Source organism: Clostridium tertium (assembly GCF_902652255.1).
GTDB lineage: Bacteria > Bacillota > Clostridia > Clostridiales > Clostridiaceae > Clostridium > Clostridium tertium_A.
In genome coordinates this window covers 373,482-392,155 of record NZ_CACRTO010000005.1, presented here as the reverse complement: position 1 = coordinate 392,155, position 18,674 = coordinate 373,482, and the positions used below count along the sequence as shown (strand labels likewise).

Sequence of the window (18,674 nt, the reverse complement as noted above, 5' to 3'; positions counted from 1 at the left end):
TGGCTATATTTGGCAAGATATTTGACAATTTAAAATCAGGTTTATCAAAGACAAAAGACGCATTAACAGATAAAATTAATGAAACTTTAAAGTTAGCAATTACAATAGATGAAGATTTATATGAAGAGCTTGAAGAAATACTAGTTATGTCCGATATAGGAATGGATACTACTTTAGAAATAATTGATAGATTAAAAGCGAAAATTAGAAAAGAAAAAATTAATGATCCGAGTTTAGTGTACCCTGCTTTAAAGGAAGTAATAAGTGATATGTTACTTGAAGGTACTGAGGAAGTATCAGAAGAAGAAAGTGGTAAGAAAGTATTATTAGTTATAGGTGTAAATGGAGTAGGTAAAACTACTTCAATAGGAAAACTAGCTGCTAAAAATAAAGCTGAAGGAAAGAAGGTTTTACTTGCAGCAGCAGATACATTTAGAGCAGCTGCTATTGACCAACTTGAAGTATGGAGTCAAAGAGCTGGAGTGGATTTAATTAAACATAGTGAAGGATCAGATCCAGCAGCAGTAGTATTTGATGCAGTTAATGCTGCTAAATCAAGAAATGTTGATTTATTAATTTGTGACACTGCAGGAAGACTTCATAATAAGAAAAATCTTATGGATGAACTATCTAAAATAGGAAGAATAATAGATAGAGAATTCAACGGAGTAGCAAAGGAAACATTATTAGTCTTAGATGCTACTACTGGACAAAATGCTGTAATCCAAGCAAAACAATTTATGGAGGCATGTCCTATAGACGGTATTATCTTAACTAAGTTAGATGGTACTGCTAAGGGTGGAGTAGTTATATCTATAAAGAATTCTTTAAATATTCCTGTAAGATACATAGGAGTAGGGGAAGGAATAGAAGACCTTCAGGAATTTGATGCAGAAAGCTTTGCAGAAGCACTGTTCTAGGATGAAAAAATGAAAGAATGAAGAAATGAAAAAATTAAGAATGGAAAATGAAAAATGAAAAATTAATGATGGAATTTAGCTATTAGCTAAATTTCTGAATAAAAGTAAAGTTTTTTTAATAAGCTTTAGCCTATTTATTTCCTCAATTTTTCATTCTTAATTCTTCATTTTCAATTTTTTTATAGGGTGTTAAGTAAAAGTACTTGACAGCAAGAAATTGTTTTGCTAAAATCTCTTTTGTGGGTAAGGTGATGAAATGGAAGATAGGGTCGAGATTTCATTATTAATGGATTTATATGGGCCATTATTAACAGAAAAACAGTATAAAATTATGGAGCTTTATTATAATGAGGATTTATCCTTAGCTGAAATTGCTGAATTAAATAACACAAGTCGTCAAGCTATCCATGATTTAATTAAGAGATGTTATAAACAATTTCTATCCTATGAAGAGAAGCTTAGCTTGCTTAAGAAAAGTTTTAAGCAAGAAGAAACAATAATTAATCTTCTAAATGAAATAAAAGAAAAATATTCAATAACTAAAGAAGATTATAATAAGTATAAAAATATATTGGAAGAGTTATAGAATCATAGGAGGGTTTAATATGGCTTTTGAAGGTTTATCCGACAAATTGCAGGAAGCTTTTAAGAAACTTAGAGGTAAGGGGAAGCTAACTGAAAAAGATATTAAAGAAGCTATGAGGGAAGTAAAGCTAGCTTTATTAGAAGCAGATGTTAACTTTAAAGTAGTTAAACAGTTTATTTTAAAAGTAAGCGAAAAATGTGTTGGTAATGATGTTTTAGAAAGCTTAACTCCAGCACAACAAGTTATTAAAATAGTTAACGATGAACTTACTGAACTTATGGGTGGTAGTGAAAGTAAATTAAACTTTAACTCTGTAGGTCCAACAGTTATAATGATGGTTGGTCTACAAGGGGCTGGTAAGACTACTATGAGTGGAAAGCTTGCACTACATCTTAGAAAGCAAAATAAGAAACCTCTACTTGTAGCTTGCGATATATATAGACCTGCAGCTATAAAACAATTAGAGGTAGTTGGAAAGCAAATTGATATTCCAGTTTTCCAAATGGGTGATAAAGTAAGTCCAGTTGATATAGCAAAGGCTGGAATAGCTCATGCAAGGGAAAATGGAAATAATGTAATAATTATAGATACAGCTGGTAGACTTCATATAGATGAAGGTCTTATGGATGAATTAAAATCTATAAAAGCTGAAGTAAAACCTCAAGAAATCTTACTTGTTGTAGACTCTATGACAGGTCAAGATGCAGTAAATGTAGCAGAAAGTTTTAATAGCACATTAGATGTATCTGGTGTGATATTAACTAAGCTAGATGGTGATACTAGAGGTGGGGCTGCATTATCAATTAGGCATATTACTGAAAAACCTATTAAATATATTGGTGTTGGTGAAAAAATGAGCGATTTTGAAGTATTCTATCCAGATAGAATGGCTTCAAGAATTTTAGGGATGGGAGATGTACTGTCTTTAATAGAAAAAGCTCAGCAAGCCTTTGATGATAAAGAAGCACAAGAATTAAGTACAAAAATGCTAGAAAATGATTTTACATATGAAGATTATTTAACAGCAATGGAACAAATGAAAAAATTAGGCTCATTAAGCAAGATTATGGAGATGATACCTGGACTTCCTAAGGAAATGAAGGACATAGATTTTGATGCTGGTGAAAAACAGTTATCAAGAGTTAAGGCAATAATCTTCTCAATGACACCTAAAGAAAGAAGAAATCCAAAACTTATTGCAGGCTCTTCTTCAAGAAAAAAGAGAATTGCAAAAGGTTCAGGAACTTCACTTCAAGAAGTTAACAAACTCATTAAGGGATTTGATGTCATGAGGAAACAAATGAAACAAATGAAATCTCTTCAAAAGAAATCTAAAAAAGGATTCTTTGGCAAAATGCCATTTATGAGTTAATATAAGATAATTTTTTAAAGGAGGTGAAAAAGACATGGCAGTAAAGATCAGATTAAGAAGAATGGGTGCTAAGAAAGCTCCTTTCTATAGAATAGTTGTTGCTGATTCAAGAGCACCAAGAGATGGAAGATTCATCGAAGAAATAGGATACTACAATCCTTTAACTGAACCAGCTGAAATCAAAATCAACGAAGAAAAAGCTACTAAATGGGTTCAAAATGGAGCTCAACCTACAGATGTAGTTAAGAGACTATTTACTCAAGCAGGATTAAATAAGTAATTTTTAGGAGGTGAACTCTGTAATTATACATAATTACAGGTGTTTATGAAGGAATTAATTGAAAGTATAGCTAAGTCCCTTGTGGATAATCCAAATGAAGTTTATGTGACTGAAATACATGGAGAGCAATCAATTATTCTGGAACTAAAGGTTGCTCCTGCAGATATGGGAAAAGTAATTGGTAAACAGGGGAGAATAGCGAAAGCTATTAGAACCGTTGTTAAAGCAGCAGCAATGAAAGAAGACAAAAAAGTAGTAGTTGAAATTATTGATAAGAAGAGTTAGGATATTCCTAACTCTTTTTAAACATAATTTATTAAAAAATTGTAATACTTCTAATATATCTATATAATATATAAGTTGTAATTAAGTTTTTATATCTTATTAAGTTAGTTCATGTTAAAAATATTTAGGATATGGAATTATCTTGATAACTTATATAAAAATTAAAAGATAGATGATTTCAACTGATGTAGTTTACATTAAAATGATTTTTAACTTAAAATTTTATAAGACTTAAAGATGTAAATTATTTATTGAAACATAGATCTATGGAAATATTAGAAATATTATTATATAAAATACTTAGGGGAGATTAAGAACCTAAAAAGTTTTAAGAGGTGAAAAATGAAGGATATACTAAGAGTTGGTAAAATAGTTAATACTCATGGATTAAAGGGCGAAGTTAAAGTAATTCCATTAACTGATGATCCTAAAAGATATAACGATTTAGAATTTGTTCTTATAGATGGAATAGAAAGAAAAATACAAGGTGTTAAATATCAAAAGGATAGAGTAATAGTTAAGGTTGAAGGAATTAATTCAATCGAAGAAGCTGAAACATATAAAAATAAATATATGGAGATTCCAAGAGAATATGCAGTTCCTTTAGAAGAAGATAGTTATTATATTGCTGATATAATAGGATGTAATGTTTATGATACAGATGGTAAGGACTTAGGTAAGGTTTTTGATGTAATACAAACTAAAAACAATGATGTTTATTGGATCAAAAAACCTAAAGAACTTTTAATTCCTGTACTTTTAGAAATAGTAACAGATATAGATGTAGAGAATAGAAAAATTACTATTAAGCCTGTGGGAGAATGGCAAGATGAAGATTAATATTCTTACTTTATTTCCAGAGATGTTTGATATATTTAATCATAGTATTATAGGTAAAGCTAAGGATAAAGGTATAGTGAAAATAGAGGCTATAAATATAAGAGATTTTACTAAAAATAAACATAAAAAAGTAGATGACTATCCTTATGGTGGTGGTGCTGGAATGGTTATGGCACCTCAGCCTTTAGTAGATTCTATAAGAAATACTAGAAAAGAAAATAAGGGAAAAGTAATATTCTTAGGTCCAAGGGGAAAAACTTTTAATCAAGAAATGGCTAAAAATCTTTCAACTGAAGATGAATTAATATTCGTTTGTGGGCATTATGAAGGAATTGATGAAAGAGTATATAAATACATAGATGAGGAAATATCCTTAGGAGATTTTATATTAACTGGAGGAGAAATGGCTGCAATTCCAGTTATAGATTCTATACTAAGACTTAAAAGTGGAGTCTTAGGAAAAGATGAAAGCTATGAAGATGAGTCTTTTTCAGAAGGTGTTCTTGAATATCCTCAATATACAAGACCAGAAGAATTCGAAGGTGATAAAGTTCCGGAAGTACTACTTTCAGGACATCATGAAAATATAAGAAAGTGGAGAAGGGCTAAATCTCTTAATATTACTAGAGAAAAGAGACCAGATTTATATAGTAAAATTACACTAAGTAAAGAAGATAAAAAAATATTAGAAAAATACAAATAAATCTTGAACAATAAAAATAATTATGTTAAAATTACCTTTGTGTTAGTACGGGCGGTCCTCTGTCAAAATTTTGTTAAGAACGTCTAATAAATAATTAAGGAGGGACTACACAATGAACGAAATAATAAGAGCTATTGAAGCAGAACAATTAAGAAACGATCTACCAAACTTTAACGTTGGAGATACTGTTAAAGTATATGTTAAGATCAAAGAAGGAACTAGAGAAAGAGTTCAAATGTTCGAAGGAACAGTTATTAAGAAGCAAAACGGTGGATTAAGAGAAACTTTCACTGTAAGAAGAGTTGCTTACGGAACTGGAGTAGAAAGAACTTTCCCAATGAATTCTCCAATCATCGATAAGATGGAAGTAGTAAGAAAAGGTAAAGTTAGAAGAGCTAAGTTATTCTACTTAAGAGATAGAGTAGGTAAGGCTGCTAAAGTTAAAGAATTAAACGTTAGATAATTCTAATGATTAAGTAAGGGACTTTTTTAAGTCCCTTTTTCTTTTTTATTTAGTAAATCATAAAAAGTTATCTCCAAATAAACTTTTTATGATTTACTTCCTTTAGTTTTCAAGTTGGCATATGTAAGATTGTGTTGACTTGGAGAAAGGTGACAGCATAAGTAAACATACATATCTCTAATTTTTTGTTTAAAATAACTAAGATTTATATATGTAAATTTTGATATAATAATAATAAAGACATAGAGGAGGAAATAAAAATGGGTAAAATAAATTGGTTTCCTGGTCATATGAAAAAAACTCAAAGAGAAATCAAAGAAAACTTAAAGCTTGTTGATGCAGTTATTGAGATAAGAGATGCAAGAATAGCAAGAAGCTCAGCAAACCCAGATATAGATAAGCTTTGTGAAGGAAAACCTAGAATAATACTTCTGAACAAAAGTGATTTATCAGAAAATAAAGTTACGAAAATGTGGATTAATCATTTATCTTCAGAAAATGTTAAAGTATTAGAAGTAAATTGTCTGACTGGAAAAGGATTAAATCAAATTAAGCCTAAATTAGAAGCTTTATTAAAGGAAAAACATGATAGATTAAAATCTAAAGGTTTAGTTAAAATTCAAATGAGAGTTATGGTAGTGGGTATCCCTAATGTAGGAAAATCTACATTTATAAATAAGATGGCTAAAAATAATATAGCTAAGACAGGGGATAGACCGGGTGTTACGAAGAGTAAGCAATGGATCAAAACTAAAATGGACATAGAAATGTTAGATACACCTGGAGTATTATGGCCAAAATTTGAAGATGATATAACAGCTCTTAACCTAGCATTCACAGGTGCAATTAAGGATGAAATAATGGATATTGAAGAGCTTTCTTATAATTTAGTAAAAAGATTACAAGAACGTTATAAAGATAATCTTATTGAAAGATATAAAATCCAAGAAGTAAATGAAGATCCTCTTGAAACATTAAATAGCATTGCAAGAAAAAGAGGATGTTTAGTTAAAGGCGGAGAAATAGATTATAACAGAATTGCAGTAATTTTATTAGATGAATTTAGAGGTGGCAAGATAGGTAATATTTCATTGGAATATCCAAATGAAGAAATTGAGGGTTAATATGGAATTGTTAAAAAAGAATATTGAAGAATTAAGCTATAAGGATATTAAAGCTTTTGTTGATTCAATAAATATTAATGAAGAAAGAAATAATGCAGAACTTGTTTATTTAATAGATAAATTAGCACTAGATTCAAGAAAAAATGTTAAAGCCTTAAGTGTAAAGTTAGAAAAAGAAAAAGAAAAATTTAAAAAAGAATACGCTAGAGTTAAGAATATGTATAAGTTTGATAAAGGGTTTGGAAATTATAAATATGTTGCCGGTGTTGATGAAGTAGGAAGAGGACCCCTTGCTGGACCAATTGTGGCTTGTGCTGTAGTTTTAGATTTAAATGTAATTGATGATGAGTTAATTATTTGGTTAAATGATTCAAAGAAGCTCTCTGAGAAGAAGAGAGAAGAATTAGCTAAAGAAATTAAAAGTAAGGCTTTAGCTTACTATATAGCAGAAAAGTCTAATATAGAAATAGATGAAGAAGGTATTGCTTATTGTAATAATAGTATATTTTTAGAAGCATGTACTTCTATGGAAATACAGCCTGACCTTGTACTATCAGATGGATATTTAGTTAAAGGTATTAATATAGAGAATAAATCAGTTATTAAAGGTGATGCAAAATCCGCTTCTATAGCTGCTGCATCGATATTAGCAAAAGTTTATAGAGATAATTTAATGAAAGAATATTCGAAGGAATATCCTTACTATAGCTTTGAAGAAAATGCTGGTTATGGAACTTCAAAACACATTGAAGGATTAAAAAAATATGGACCTTCTAAGATACATAGAATGTCATTTTTAAAAAATATTTTATAGTCATTTTTAATATCCGCGAAATGCGTCTATAATATGATTTATAGAATAGAGATTATGATTATTATTAAAATAAACTTCTATAACATCAAATCTACAATTAAAATTATATAACTTATTTTTCATAATGTAGAACTTACATAATTTTAATATTTGTTTTTGCTTAAAGTAGGTTACAGCTTCTAATGGATTTCCATATTGATAGCTGAACCTACTTTTTACTTCGATAAAAACTAATAAATCATTAGATTTGCAAATTAAATCAATTTCTCCATATCTATTTCTAAAATTTCTTGAGATAATTTCGTAGTCATTTTTTTGTAGATATTTCAGAGCCAAGTCCTCTCCATAATTTCCTATATCTTTATTAAAACTGTTCATTTTATCACCCTTAAAATAAATTTATTTATAATATTGACTAAAGCTATTATAAAAAATCAATTTTATGTTTAATAATTAAAATTTCTTGGCAATAATCCATATAGAGGTGATGAATGTGTCAATAGAGATAATAAGTGCTACTCATAATGGGTTAGATGGAATGCTTGTGAATGTAGAAGTAGATATTAATAGAGGCATGCCGAGTTTTAATATTGTAGGACTTCCAGATGCATCGGTTAAAGAGTCTAGGGAGAGGGTTAGATCTGCAATAATAAATAGTGGATATGAATTTCCTTTAGGTAGGATTACCATAAATCTAGCTCCAGCGGATATAAGAAAAATAGGATCACTATTAGATTTACCAATTGCTATAGGAATACTTATGAAATCTAATCAAATAGCGAATAAAGATTTAAAAGATTTTATACTTTTTGGAGAATTATCTTTAGCTGGAGATTTAAAAGAAATTAAGGGAATATTACCTATAATATTTGAAGGAAAAGAAAATAAGAAAAATAATTATATATTTCCTATGAATAATCTAAAGGAATTAAGGGCTTTCAATATAGGGAATTTCTATCCTTTTAAAAGTTTAGTGGAAGTAACTTCTTTCATTAATAATGAAGATTTATTGCCATTTGATTTTGAAGAAGAGGATAATAAGAAAATCGATTTTTATCTAGATTATGGTGATATAATAGGGCAAAAAACTTCGAAGAGAGCAATGGAAATATCAGCAGCAGGTAATCACAATGTACTATTATTTGGTTCGCCTGGAGCAGGGAAAACAATGCTTGCAAAGGCGATGCCTTCAATTATGCCACCTCTTACTTATAATGAAGAAATAGAAATAGCTAAAATATATAGTGCCTCAGGGTTATTTAGAGGTGAGGAAGGAATACTAAGACCTTTTAGAACGCCGCATCATACAATAACTAGAACAGCGTTATTAGGTGGGGGGAAAGAAGTAAAAGCTGGAGAAATAACTTTAGCTCATAATGGAGTATTATTTTTAGATGAGATACTAGAATTTAAAAGAGAAGTAATAGAAGTTTTAAGAGAGCCTCTTGAAGAAAAGATAATAAATATAAATAGATTAAGTGGTAGTTATAAGCTGCCATCGAACTTCTTACTAATAGCAGCTTGCAATCCTTGTCCATGTGGTAATTATTTAGATGGTGGCTATGATAATAGATGTAGATGCAGTGATTCAGAGAGAAAAAAATATACAAATAGGTTATCTAGAGCTTTTCTAGATAGGATTGATTTACTAAATTATGTTCCGAAATTAAAATATGAAGATATTAATAAGAAGAAAGATAATATAAATTCTAAATATATTAAGGAAAATGTATTAAGGGCTTTAGAAATTCAAAAGTGTAGATATAAGGATACAATATATACTTATAATTCTGAGGTAAAGGGAAAAGATATAGATAAACTTTTTAAGATTTCTTCTTCTGCTAAAGATATACTTGGTATGTTTTATGTGAAATATGACTTAACTAAAAGAGGATATGATAAAATTTTAAAAGTTTCTAGAACAATTGCGGATTTAGACAATTCTATAGAGATAAATGACCATCATATATTTGAAGCTTTAGGTTATAGAAAGAATATCGAAGGAGAAATAATATAATGAATAAAGATGAGTTATGGTTTATATTATTAAAACTATCTAACGATAAGAAGAGGAAGCTTATTGAATATTATAAAGATGAAAAAAATATAAGGTTAAATAAGCGTAGTATAAAAGAATTGATTAATAAAATTGATGAAGTTACAGATGAGAGCATAGAGAAGTTTTGGTACGACCTAATAAATAATGGAATAAGATACATTACTATAAATCACAAGGAATATCCAAAAAGTTTATTAGAAGGAAACGATCCACCTTATTGTTTATTCTATAAAGGAAATATAGATTTATTAAAGGGTAAGTTAGTAGCTATAGTAGGAGCTAGAAAATGTAGTGGTTATGGTTCTGAAGTGGCAAAAAGAATAGCAAAAGAAATAAGTGAAAATAACATTACAGTAGTTAGTGGGCTGGCAGCAGGTATTGATTCAATTGCTCAGAAAAATGCCATAGATTATAAAGGTAAGACTATAGGAGTACTAGGATGTGGCATAGATGTAATTTATCCAAGGTCTAATAAATATCTATATTCTGAAATATTAAATAAAGGAGGTCTGATTCTTTCTGAATACTTGCCTAAAGTTCCACCTTTAGCTTTTAATTTTCCAAGAAGGAATAGAATTATTAGTGGTATTAGTGAAAGACTAATTATAATAGAAGCAAGTGATAAAAGTGGAAGTCTTATTACTGTAGACTTTGCTCTTGAGCTTGGAAGAGATATAATGGCTATACCTGGACCAGTTATCAATGGAAATAGTGCTGGATGTAATAAATTAATTAGAGATGGAGCAAAACCATTTACAGAAATGCAGGATTTATACGAATTTTTAAATATAAATAAAAAGAATGAAGATAAAATAGTAAAAAATAGTTATAAAGAGCTGCTACTTCGTGAAATAAATAGTGAACCGAAGCATCTAGATGATATTATAAAATCTGTAAATGTTGACAGAAGGGTGCTATTTGAGTTATTATTTGAAATGCAAAATAGAAATGAGATTATTTGCCTTCCGGGCAATTATTATGCTAAATCAATATAAAAAATTAAAGGGGGTGTAAACTCCAAAAAAATAAATGGAGTTTGACATATGGGACAAAATCTTGTAATTGTAGAATCACCTGCAAAGGCTAAGACTATCGGAAAGTATCTTGGTAAAAATTATATAGTAGAGGCTTCTATGGGGCATGTTAGGGATTTGCCAAAAAGTAAGTTAGGTGTTGATGTTGAGGGGAATTTCGATCCTAAATATATAACTATCAGAGGAAAGGGAGAACTATTAGCCAAGTTAAAAAAGGCTGCTAAAAAAGCAGATAAAATTTATCTTGCAACTGACCCTGACCGTGAGGGAGAAGCTATATCTTGGCATTTAGCTAAAATTTTAAATATATCTGAAGATAATAAATGTAGAATAGTATTTAATGAAATAACTAAAAATGCTGTAAAAAATTCTATTAAAGAAGCAAGGACTATAAATAATAATTTAGTAGATGCTCAGCAAGCTAGAAGAATACTAGATAGACTAGTTGGATATGAAATAAGCCCTATACTATGGAAAAATGTAAAATGGGGTCTAAGTGCTGGAAGAGTACAATCTGCCGCACTGAAATTAATTTGTGATAAAGAAGAGGAAATTAAGAAATTTATTCCTAAGGAATACTGGTCTGTAGATTGTGTTGCAACTAAAGAAAGAAAAAAGTTTCCTATTAAGTTAACACAATATAAAGGTAAGAAGATTGAAATTAATACTGAAGATGAAAGTAATAAAATAATAAAAGAATTAGAAAATAATAAATTCATTGTAAGTAAAGTTAAGAATGGAAGTAGAGTAAAAAATCCATTACCTCCATTTACAACTAGTACATTACAGCAAGAAGCATCAAAGAAATTAAATTTTATGACTAAAAGAACCATGTCTATTGCTCAAGTACTATATGAAGGTGTTGAAGTAAAAGGCTACGGAACAGTAGGGTTAATTACTTACATGAGAACTGACTCTGTAAGAATATCAAATGAAGCTCAAAATAAAGCTTTAGAATTTATAAATGATAATTTTGGTAATGAGTATGCACCTACAAAACCAAGAATATATAAAGGAAAGAAAAATATTCAAGATGCTCATGAAGCTATAAGACCTTCAATAATTGAAATAACTCCAGAAATTGCAAAGAAAAATTTAACTGCAGAGCAATTTAAATTATATTCATTAATTTGGAATAGATTTATGGCAAGTCAAATGGCTTCTTGTGAATTAAATACTATAAATGTAGAAATTAAGAATGGTGATTATAAGTTAAAAGCAAGCGGATCAAATATTAAATTTGATGGATTTATGAAGCTTTATGACTATGCAACAGAAGAAGATAGTGAAGATGTTAGATTACCAAAGCTTACAGAAGAGGAAGTTTTAGAGAATGTTTCTATAGAAGGGAATCAACACTTTACTCAACCTCCAGCTAGATATACTGAAGCATCTTTTGTTAAGTTATTAGAAGAAAAGGGAATAGGTAGACCTAGTACCTATGTACCTACTATAAGCACTATTTTAAGTAGGGATTATATTAGAAGAGAAAAGAAGAACTTAGTACCAACAGAGCTAGGCTTTATAGTGAATAATATACTAGGTGAATACTTTAAACAAATAGTAGATGTAGATTTTACAGCTGAAATGGAAAAGAATTTAGACCACGTTGAAGAAGGTCAAGAAGAATGGAAAAAGGTTGTTGGAGAATTCTTTGAACCATTAAAAGTTGCTATAGAAAAAGCTGAAAAAGAAGTATCTAAAGTAGTAATAGAAGATGAAGTTAGTGATGTTCCTTGCGATAAGTGTGGAAGAATGATGGTTATCAAAAGAGGAAGATATGGTAAATTCCTTGCTTGTCCAGGATATCCAGAGTGTAAAAATGCAAAGCCTATAGTTGAAGAAATAGATGCACCATGTCCAAAGTGTGGCGGGAAGCTTTTAGCTAAGAAGAGTAAAAAAGGTAAGAAATTCTTTGGATGTAGCAATTATCCAAACTGTGATTTTGTAAGTTGGAATGAACCTTTAAAAGATAAATGTCCAGATTGTAATTCTTATATGGTTTTAAAATATAGTAAAACTAAAGGATCATATGCTCAATGCTCAAATGCTGAATGTAACAAAACCGTTAATATCACAAAGGAAAAGAATGAGGAATAAATTATAGAAAAGCATTACAATTTAATAATCTCATAAAATAAATATTTTTTCTGAAGTAATGTCGAAAATGCTAAGAAATTTGTTGAAAATAAAAAGTTCCTATGATAGTATAAATAAGTAATGAGAATATTTTTGGAAAATTTATATAATTTTAAATTTTCTAAAAATTTAATTACTTATTTTATAGGAGGAAGATTTAATGCCATCATTATTAGAAAAAACTAGAATGTTAAACAAAATACTGCAAAAATCAGGTACTGATCCAGTAGCCTTTGAAGATATATGCTTACTATTAAGCGATGTTTTGGCTTGTAATGTATATGTAACAAGCAGGAAGGGGAAAGTACTTGGTTACGCATTTTCTAAAAATTTTGAATGTGATGTAATGAAGAAACAAGTAACTGATGAAAAGAGATTTCCGAAAGATTACAATGAGAGATTATTAAATGTGCATGAAAGCATGGCTAACTTATCAAATCAAGGATTATGTGTTTTTGAAGGTGAAGAAAAATGCATAATGGAAGATAAAATAACTACAATAGTACCTATTATAGGTAATAGAGAAAGACTTGGAACTTTAATACTTGCTAGATTTGGAGAAAACTTTACAGACGAAGATTTAGTTCTTGCTGAATATAGCGCAACGATAGTTGGATTAGAGATTTTAAGATCTAAGCAAGTAGAAATAGAAGAAGAAGCTAGAAAGAAAGCTGTAGTACAATTAGCTATAGGAACTCTATCTTATTCTGAATTAGAAGCTGTTGAACATATTTTTGGTGAGCTTGATGGTAATGAAGGTTTATTAGTAGCTTCAAAGATTGCTGATAAAGTTGGAATTACTAGAAGTGTAATAGTAAATGCCCTTAGAAAATTTGAAAGTGCAGGAGTCATTGAATCAAGATCACTTGGGATGAAGGGTACACATATTAAAATTTTAAATGAAAAGTTATTAGATGAATTAAAAAAGATCAATTAACATAAGAAAGGCATTAAGGTTCAAATAAACTTTAATGCCTTTTGTATATAAAAATTAAAAAGATTTATTGATTTTTTGGAAGAAAAAAATGTTGCTACTATAATTAGCTTATGTTATACTAACAAAGGTAAGAAAATACACACACTATTAGATTTATAAAGATGGTGACCTTCAAAAGAGGATCCTTTATAAGAAAGTAGTGGAGGAAACAACCAGGAGGTAAGAAAATGGCAGTTATATCAATGAAACAATTATTAGAAGCAGGTGTTCACTTTGGACATCAAACAAGAAGATGGAACCCTAAGATGGCTCCATATATATTCACAGAAAGAAATGGAATATATATAATCGATCTTCAAAAAACAGTTAAGAAAGTAGACGAAGCTTATGACTTCATAAAGTCAGTTGCAGCAGAAGGTAAAGAAATATTATTTGTTGGAACTAAAAAGCAAGCTCAAGAAGCTATCGAAGAAGAAGCTATAAGATCAAACATGCACTTCGTTAATAATAGATGGTTAGGTGGAATGTTAACTAACTTCAACACTATTAAGACTAGAATTGCAAGATTAGAAGCGTTAAAGACTATGGAAGAAGATGGAACTTTTGAAGTTTTACCTAAGAAAGAAGTTATCAAGTTAAAAGGCGAAATGGAAAAGCTTGAAAAGAACTTAGGCGGAATCAAGAACTTAGATGCTGAAAATATTGGAGCAATTTTCGTAGTTGACCCAAGAAAAGAAAAGAATGCAATTGCAGAAGCTAAGATATTAGGAATACCAGTTGTAGGTATTGTAGATACTAACTGTGACCCAGAAGAATTAGACTATGTAATTCCAGGAAACGATGATGCTATAAGAGCGGTTAAATTAATAACAGCTAAGATGGCTGATGGTATCATTGAAGGAAGACAAGGCGAACAATTAGCTGAATAATAAAATAAATAAAGGTAGGTGAGTAATCTCATTTACCTTTTAACCTAAATAATAAGGTTTACATTAAGTTAGGAGGAATATACATTATGATAACTGCACAATCAGTTAAAGAATTAAGAGAAAAGACTGGCGCAGGTATGATGGACTGCAAAAAGGCTTTAACAGAAGCTCAAGGAGATATGGAAAAGGCTGTTGAAATATTAAGAGAAAAGGGATTAGCTGCAGCTGCTAAGAAGGCTGGAAGAATTGCTGCTGAAGGTATTGTAAAAACTTACATATCAGAAGATAGTAAATCAGCTGGAATAGTTGAATTAAACTGTGAAACTGACTTCGTTGCTGCTAATGAAGAATTCGTAAGCTTTGCTGCAAGATTAGCAGAAATGGCTTCAACAACAGCTTCAACAACTGTTGAAGAATTCGTAACTGAAAAGTTCGATGCTGAAAACACAGTACAAGAAGCTTTAACTGCTTTAATAGCTAAGCTTGGCGAAAACATGACAGTAAGAAGATTTGATAAATTCAATGTTTCTGAAGGTGTAGTAGAAAGCTATATCCACGGTGGTGGAAGAATTGGTGTTGTTGTTGAACTTGGATGTGCTTCAGATAACACTGCTGTATTAAAGGAAGTTGCTAAGGATGTATGTATGCAAGTTGCTGCTGCAAACCCAAGCTTCTTAAGCAGAGATTTTGTTGACCAAGAATCATTAGAAAAAGAAAAAGAAATCTATAGAGTTCAAGCTTTAAATGAAGGAAAACCAGAAAACATAGTTGAAAAGATGGTAATGGGAAGAATTCAAAAATACTACAAAGAAGTATGTCTTTTAGATCAAGCTTGGGTTAAAGATGGAGATAAGAGCATAAGCAAATACCTTCAAGAAAAATCAAAGGAAGTTGGTTCTCCAATAACTGTTAATAAGTTTGTTAGATTCGAAAGAGGAGAAGGTATCGAGAAGGCTGAAGATAACTTCGCTGAAGAAGTAGCTAAGATGAGTAAGTAATACAAAGGAGAACACTGTTGTGTTCTCTTTTTTTAGAAATCTACTTTATAAAAGTATGGAGGTACTAAGAATGGAAAATAGTAAATATAAAAGAGTTATTCTTAAAATTTCAGGAGAGGCTTTATCAGGAGAAAAAGGTATTGGTTTCGATTTTGAATTTATAAGAAGAATTACACTTGAAGTTAAAGAATTAGTGGAAATGGGAGTAGAAGTTGGTTTAGTAGTAGGCGGCGGAAACATTTGGAGAGGAAGAAGCGGAGAAGGTATGGATAGATCTCAAGCTGATCACATGGGAATGCTTGCAACATGTATTAATGCCTTAGCACTTCAAGATTCTCTTGAACAAAATGGAGTAATGACAAGAGTTCAAACTGCTATAGAAATGAAAGAAATAGCAGAACCATTTATTAGAAGAAGAGCTGTTAGACACCTTGAAAAAGGAAGAGTAGTAATATTTGCTGCTGGAACAGGAAACCCATACTTCTCAACTGATACGACTGCTGCTTTAAGAGCTGCTGAAATAGAAGCAGATGTAATTTTACTAGCAAAAAAAGTAGATGGTGTTTATGATAAAGATCCACATAAATATGATGATGCAAAGAAATATGATATACTATCTTATATAGAAGTATTAGAACAAGGATTACAAGTAATGGATTCTACTGCAACTTCTTTATGCATGGATAATAATATTCCAATCTTAGTATTTGGTTTAGATGAACCAGGAAATATTAAAAAGGCTATTTCTGGTGAAAAAATTGGTACATTAGTTACATCTAAAAAATAGGAGGTTATTATGATAAAGGATATTATTCAAAAAGCTGACGACAAAATGAAAAAAACTATTTCTGTATTAAAATCTGATTTATCTACTTTAAGAGCAGGTAGAGCTAATCCAACTATGCTTGATAGAATTAAAGTGGATTACTATGGAAGTCCATGTCCATTAAGCCAAGTGGCAAATATTTCAGCTCCAGAGCCAAGAGTATTAGTTATAGCTCCTTGGGAAAAGAGTTTAATGAAAGAAATAGAAAAAGCAATTCTTACTTCAGATTTAGGAATTAATCCTTCAAATGACGGTAGTGTAATTAGATTAGTAGTTCCAGAATTAACTGAAGAAACTAGAAGAAATTTAGTTAAAGTAGTTAAGAAAACTGGTGAAGAAGCTAAAGTTGCACTAAGATCTATTAGAAGAGACGCAAACGATAAGGTTAAGGCTCTAAAGAAAGATGGAGAAATTACTGAAGATGAACTTAAAAATGCTGAAGATAAAGTTCAAAAAACAATAGACAATTTCTCTAAAGAAGTTGATACTATAGTTGCGGCAAAAGAAAAAGAGATTATGTCAATTTAAAACCTGCAATCAGCAGGTTTTTTCCATACAAAATGGTGGAGGGAACATAGAATATGTTAGATATTTTTAAAACTAAGAAAGATAAAAAGATAGAAGATAAATTAGTTTTAGATAAAGAGAATATGCCAAGACACATAGCTATTATTATGGATGGTAATGGAAGATGGGCTAAGCAAAGAAAGTTACCAAGAACTATGGGACATAAAGCTGGTGTTGAGACCATAAGAAGAGTTATTAAAGAAGCTCATGTTTTAGGTATAAAATATTTAACTCTTTATGCATTTTCAACTGAAAATTGGAAAAGACCTAAGGATGAAGTGTCAGCCTTAATGAAGCTATTAGTTGAATATCTAAGGAGTGAACTGCAAGAATTAAATAAGAACGGTGTAGTTATTAAAATTCTTGGAGATATAAATAAATTACCTGATGATGCTCAGAATGAAGTTAATGAAGCTGTAGAATTAACTAAGAACAATACAGGTGTTGTATTAAATATTGCTTTTAATTATGGTGGTAGAGATGAAATAGTTAGAGCAGTAAAACTTGTATCAAATGACGTTAAAAGTGGCAAACTAAATATTGAAGATATTGATGAAAAGGATATAGAAAAATACTTATATACTGATGGAATTCCGGATCCTGATTTGATTATAAGACCTTCTGGAGAACAAAGGATAAGTAATTTTCTTTTATGGCAATGTGCATATTCAGAATTCTGGTATTCTAATGTATGTTGGCCTGATTTTAAAGAAGAACACTTACATGAAGCTATATATGACTATCAACATAGAGATAGAAGATATGGTGGAGTTTAGTTGAGGTGAAAAGATGAAATTAAATAATAGATATATTGGAGCGGCAATAATAGCACCTTTTATTCTTTTTATTTTTTTAGGAGGAATATGGCTTAAAGGTTTTGCTATTGTACTATCAGTTTTTGGTTTATATGAATTTTATAATGCCTTAAGAGAAAAGAAGTTTAATCCTATACCATTAGTTGGATATATACTTATTGCAGCATTTTATGCTACAAATAATAATTTTGAATACTTAATGTATATAGTTGTATTAGCAGCTATTGCTTTATTAATGATTCCAATAATTAATTTAAAATATACATTTATAGATGCAGCAATTACTCTTCTAGGGTTTCTATATGTAGGAATATTATTTGGATTTATGCCATTAATAAGTGATATGCAAGGTGGAGAATATTTAATTTGGTTAATATTCTTAGGTTCTTGGATTTGTGATACAACTGCTTACTACTCAGGGAAATATCTTGGTAAAAAGAAGCTTTGTCCTAAGGTTAGTCCTAAGAAAACTATTGCAGGTGCTGTAGGTGGATTTTTAGGAAGTACTATAGGCTGTGGAGTTTATGGATTAATAGTGTCATCTTATGTACCTCATGTTCAAGTTATTCATTTCTTTTTAATAGGAGCTCTTTGTGGAATTATGGGCCAATTTGGAGATTTAGTGGCTTCTTCTATTAAAAGATATGTTGGTATAAAAGATTATAGTAATTTAATACCGGGACATGGTGGGATATTAGATAGATTTGATTCTATACTATTTAATTCTGCAGTAGTATTTTATTATTTAACATTTATAGTAAGAATTTAATATATGTAAATTAATTAAAGTAGGGATAAGCCCTGCTTTTTTTATTTGGTAGGAAATTTATAAAAGGCTTAACCTATGTATGACTTTTTATAATTTTCTTCAGTTATTAGTAGATATATGTAGGTTAGCCTTAAATTGGGGGGAGTAACGGAATAAGTAAACTTACATATATACACTTTTTTTACTCCTTATAAGTCATTTAATGATAAAAGAA

At 29.9% G+C, this 18,674-nt stretch carries 21 protein-coding genes; 20 read left to right on the top strand and 1 reads right to left on the bottom strand.

The features are described 5' to 3' along the window. The first annotated feature begins 5 nt into the window (after positions 1-5). The 10 genes from ftsY to GPX08_RS01770 all read left to right on the top strand — a co-directional run bounded on the left by ftsY (position 6) and on the right by GPX08_RS01770 (position 7,387). Positions 6-920: a signal recognition particle-docking protein FtsY gene (gene ftsY / locus GPX08_RS01815; protein WP_156625008.1), complete on the top strand. Its 915-nt coding sequence runs from the start codon at positions 6-8 to the stop codon at positions 918-920. Between the two features lie 256 nt (positions 921-1,176). Beyond that, positions 1,177-1,506, top strand: coding sequence for a putative DNA-binding protein (locus GPX08_RS01810; protein ID WP_156624803.1), 330 nt, complete (start codon positions 1,177-1,179; stop codon positions 1,504-1,506). 19 nt (positions 1,507-1,525) lie between these two features. Beyond that, on the top strand, positions 1,526-2,878 hold the full coding sequence (locus GPX08_RS01805; protein WP_156624801.1) for a signal recognition particle protein: 1,353 nt from the start codon (positions 1,526-1,528) through the stop codon (positions 2,876-2,878). 34 nt (positions 2,879-2,912) lie between these two features. Next, complete coding sequence (rpsP, locus tag GPX08_RS01800) at positions 2,913-3,158, top strand: 30S ribosomal protein S16 (protein ID WP_066893821.1); 246 nt, start codon at positions 2,913-2,915, stop codon at positions 3,156-3,158. 45 nt (positions 3,159-3,203) lie between these two features. Further along, positions 3,204-3,443, top strand: coding sequence for a KH domain-containing protein (locus GPX08_RS01795; RefSeq protein WP_156624799.1), 240 nt, complete (start codon positions 3,204-3,206; stop codon positions 3,441-3,443). 342 nt (positions 3,444-3,785) lie between these two features. Beyond that, entirely contained in the window at positions 3,786-4,283 is a 498-nt protein-coding gene (gene rimM, locus GPX08_RS01790; RefSeq protein WP_156624797.1) for a 16S rRNA processing protein RimM, read from the top strand. Continuing rightward, positions 4,273-4,986 carry a tRNA (guanosine(37)-N1)-methyltransferase TrmD gene (trmD, locus tag GPX08_RS01785; protein WP_156624794.1) on the top strand — a complete coding sequence of 238 codons (714 nt, stop codon included), beginning with the start codon at positions 4,273-4,275 and terminating at the stop codon, positions 4,984-4,986. The genes rimM and trmD overlap by 11 nt, the downstream gene beginning before the upstream one ends. Positions 4,987-5,098: 112 nt before the next feature. Beyond that, entirely contained in the window at positions 5,099-5,449 is a 351-nt protein-coding gene (gene rplS, locus GPX08_RS01780; RefSeq protein ID WP_156624792.1) for a 50S ribosomal protein L19, read from the top strand. Between the two features lie 260 nt (positions 5,450-5,709). Further along, positions 5,710-6,573 carry a ribosome biogenesis GTPase YlqF gene (gene ylqF / locus GPX08_RS01775; protein WP_156624789.1) on the top strand — a complete coding sequence of 288 codons (864 nt, stop codon included), beginning with the start codon at positions 5,710-5,712 and terminating at the stop codon, positions 6,571-6,573. Between the two features lies 1 nt (position 6,574). Further along, on the top strand, positions 6,575-7,387 hold the full coding sequence (locus tag GPX08_RS01770; RefSeq protein ID WP_156624787.1) for a ribonuclease HII: 813 nt from the start codon (positions 6,575-6,577) through the stop codon (positions 7,385-7,387). Between the two features lie 6 nt (positions 7,388-7,393). On the opposite strand, the gene GPX08_RS01765 is transcribed toward GPX08_RS01770, so the two are convergent. Continuing rightward, the gene (locus GPX08_RS01765) at positions 7,394-7,765 is read right to left on the bottom strand and encodes a YraN family protein (protein ID WP_156624785.1); all 372 of its coding nucleotides are present in this window, start codon (positions 7,763-7,765) and stop codon (positions 7,394-7,396) included. Positions 7,766-7,880: 115 nt separating this feature from the next. On the opposite strand from GPX08_RS01765, the gene GPX08_RS01760 reads away from it, so the two are divergent. The 10 genes from GPX08_RS01760 (at position 7,881) to GPX08_RS01715 (ending at position 18,460) form a co-directional block, all read left to right on the top strand. Continuing rightward, the gene (locus tag GPX08_RS01760) at positions 7,881-9,404 is read left to right on the top strand and encodes a YifB family Mg chelatase-like AAA ATPase (RefSeq protein WP_156624783.1); all 1,524 of its coding nucleotides are present in this window, start codon (positions 7,881-7,883) and stop codon (positions 9,402-9,404) included. Continuing rightward, positions 9,404-10,441 carry a DNA-protecting protein DprA gene (dprA, locus tag GPX08_RS01755; protein WP_156624782.1) on the top strand — a complete coding sequence of 346 codons (1,038 nt, stop codon included), beginning with the start codon at positions 9,404-9,406 and terminating at the stop codon, positions 10,439-10,441. Before GPX08_RS01760 ends, dprA begins: the two co-directional genes overlap by 1 nt. A gap of 48 nt (positions 10,442-10,489) precedes the next feature. After that, positions 10,490-12,580, top strand: coding sequence for a type I DNA topoisomerase (gene topA, locus GPX08_RS01750; RefSeq protein WP_156624780.1), 2,091 nt, complete (start codon positions 10,490-10,492; stop codon positions 12,578-12,580). A gap of 199 nt (positions 12,581-12,779) precedes the next feature. Further along, complete coding sequence (codY, locus tag GPX08_RS01745; protein WP_156624778.1) at positions 12,780-13,556, top strand: GTP-sensing pleiotropic transcriptional regulator CodY; 777 nt, start codon at positions 12,780-12,782, stop codon at positions 13,554-13,556. 227 nt (positions 13,557-13,783) lie between these two features. Continuing rightward, on the top strand, positions 13,784-14,485 hold the full coding sequence (rpsB, locus tag GPX08_RS01740; protein ID WP_156624775.1) for a 30S ribosomal protein S2: 702 nt from the start codon (positions 13,784-13,786) through the stop codon (positions 14,483-14,485). Positions 14,486-14,571: 86 nt separating this feature from the next. Beyond that, positions 14,572-15,483, top strand: coding sequence for an elongation factor Ts (locus tag GPX08_RS01735; protein ID WP_156624773.1), 912 nt, complete (start codon positions 14,572-14,574; stop codon positions 15,481-15,483). A 70-nt stretch (positions 15,484-15,553) separates the two neighbouring features. After that, positions 15,554-16,270, top strand: coding sequence for a UMP kinase (locus tag GPX08_RS01730; protein ID WP_156624771.1), 717 nt, complete (start codon positions 15,554-15,556; stop codon positions 16,268-16,270). A gap of 9 nt (positions 16,271-16,279) precedes the next feature. Next, positions 16,280-16,837: a ribosome recycling factor gene (locus tag GPX08_RS01725; RefSeq protein ID WP_156624768.1), complete on the top strand. Its 558-nt coding sequence runs from the start codon at positions 16,280-16,282 to the stop codon at positions 16,835-16,837. A gap of 53 nt (positions 16,838-16,890) precedes the next feature. Next, positions 16,891-17,652 (top strand): isoprenyl transferase, encoded by a 762-nt coding sequence (locus tag GPX08_RS01720; RefSeq protein WP_156624766.1) that lies wholly within the window; start codon positions 16,891-16,893, stop codon positions 17,650-17,652. A 13-nt stretch (positions 17,653-17,665) separates the two neighbouring features. Continuing rightward, entirely contained in the window at positions 17,666-18,460 is a 795-nt protein-coding gene (locus GPX08_RS01715; RefSeq protein ID WP_156624764.1) for a phosphatidate cytidylyltransferase, read from the top strand. Positions 18,461-18,674 lie beyond the last annotated feature (214 nt).

Coding starts and splice junctions, on each gene's coding strand:
- GPX08_RS01730 (WP_156624771.1), top strand. CDS start 15,554: ATGGAAAATAGTAAATATAAAAGAGTTATTCTTAAAATTTCAGGAGAG.
- GPX08_RS01795 (WP_156624799.1), top strand. CDS start 3,204: ATGAAGGAATTAATTGAAAGTATAGCTAAGTCCCTTGTGGATAATCCA.
- GPX08_RS01765 (WP_156624785.1), bottom strand. CDS start 7,765: ATGAACAGTTTTAATAAAGATATAGGAAATTATGGAGAGGACTTGGCT.
- trmD (WP_156624794.1), top strand. CDS start 4,273: ATGAAGATTAATATTCTTACTTTATTTCCAGAGATGTTTGATATATTT.
- dprA (WP_156624782.1), top strand. CDS start 9,404: ATGAATAAAGATGAGTTATGGTTTATATTATTAAAACTATCTAACGAT.
- GPX08_RS01805 (WP_156624801.1), top strand. CDS start 1,526: ATGGCTTTTGAAGGTTTATCCGACAAATTGCAGGAAGCTTTTAAGAAA.
- rimM (WP_156624797.1), top strand. CDS start 3,786: ATGAAGGATATACTAAGAGTTGGTAAAATAGTTAATACTCATGGATTA.
- ylqF (WP_156624789.1), top strand. CDS start 5,710: ATGGGTAAAATAAATTGGTTTCCTGGTCATATGAAAAAAACTCAAAGA.
- topA (WP_156624780.1), top strand. CDS start 10,490: ATGGGACAAAATCTTGTAATTGTAGAATCACCTGCAAAGGCTAAGACT.
- rpsB (WP_156624775.1), top strand. CDS start 13,784: ATGGCAGTTATATCAATGAAACAATTATTAGAAGCAGGTGTTCACTTT.
- GPX08_RS01770 (WP_156624787.1), top strand. CDS start 6,575: ATGGAATTGTTAAAAAAGAATATTGAAGAATTAAGCTATAAGGATATT.
- codY (WP_156624778.1), top strand. CDS start 12,780: ATGCCATCATTATTAGAAAAAACTAGAATGTTAAACAAAATACTGCAA.
- rpsP (WP_066893821.1), top strand. CDS start 2,913: ATGGCAGTAAAGATCAGATTAAGAAGAATGGGTGCTAAGAAAGCTCCT.
- GPX08_RS01715 (WP_156624764.1), top strand. CDS start 17,666: ATGAAATTAAATAATAGATATATTGGAGCGGCAATAATAGCACCTTTT.
- GPX08_RS01735 (WP_156624773.1), top strand. CDS start 14,572: ATGATAACTGCACAATCAGTTAAAGAATTAAGAGAAAAGACTGGCGCA.
- rplS (WP_156624792.1), top strand. CDS start 5,099: ATGAACGAAATAATAAGAGCTATTGAAGCAGAACAATTAAGAAACGAT.
- GPX08_RS01720 (WP_156624766.1), top strand. CDS start 16,891: ATGTTAGATATTTTTAAAACTAAGAAAGATAAAAAGATAGAAGATAAA.
- GPX08_RS01725 (WP_156624768.1), top strand. CDS start 16,280: ATGATAAAGGATATTATTCAAAAAGCTGACGACAAAATGAAAAAAACT.
- GPX08_RS01810 (WP_156624803.1), top strand. CDS start 1,177: ATGGAAGATAGGGTCGAGATTTCATTATTAATGGATTTATATGGGCCA.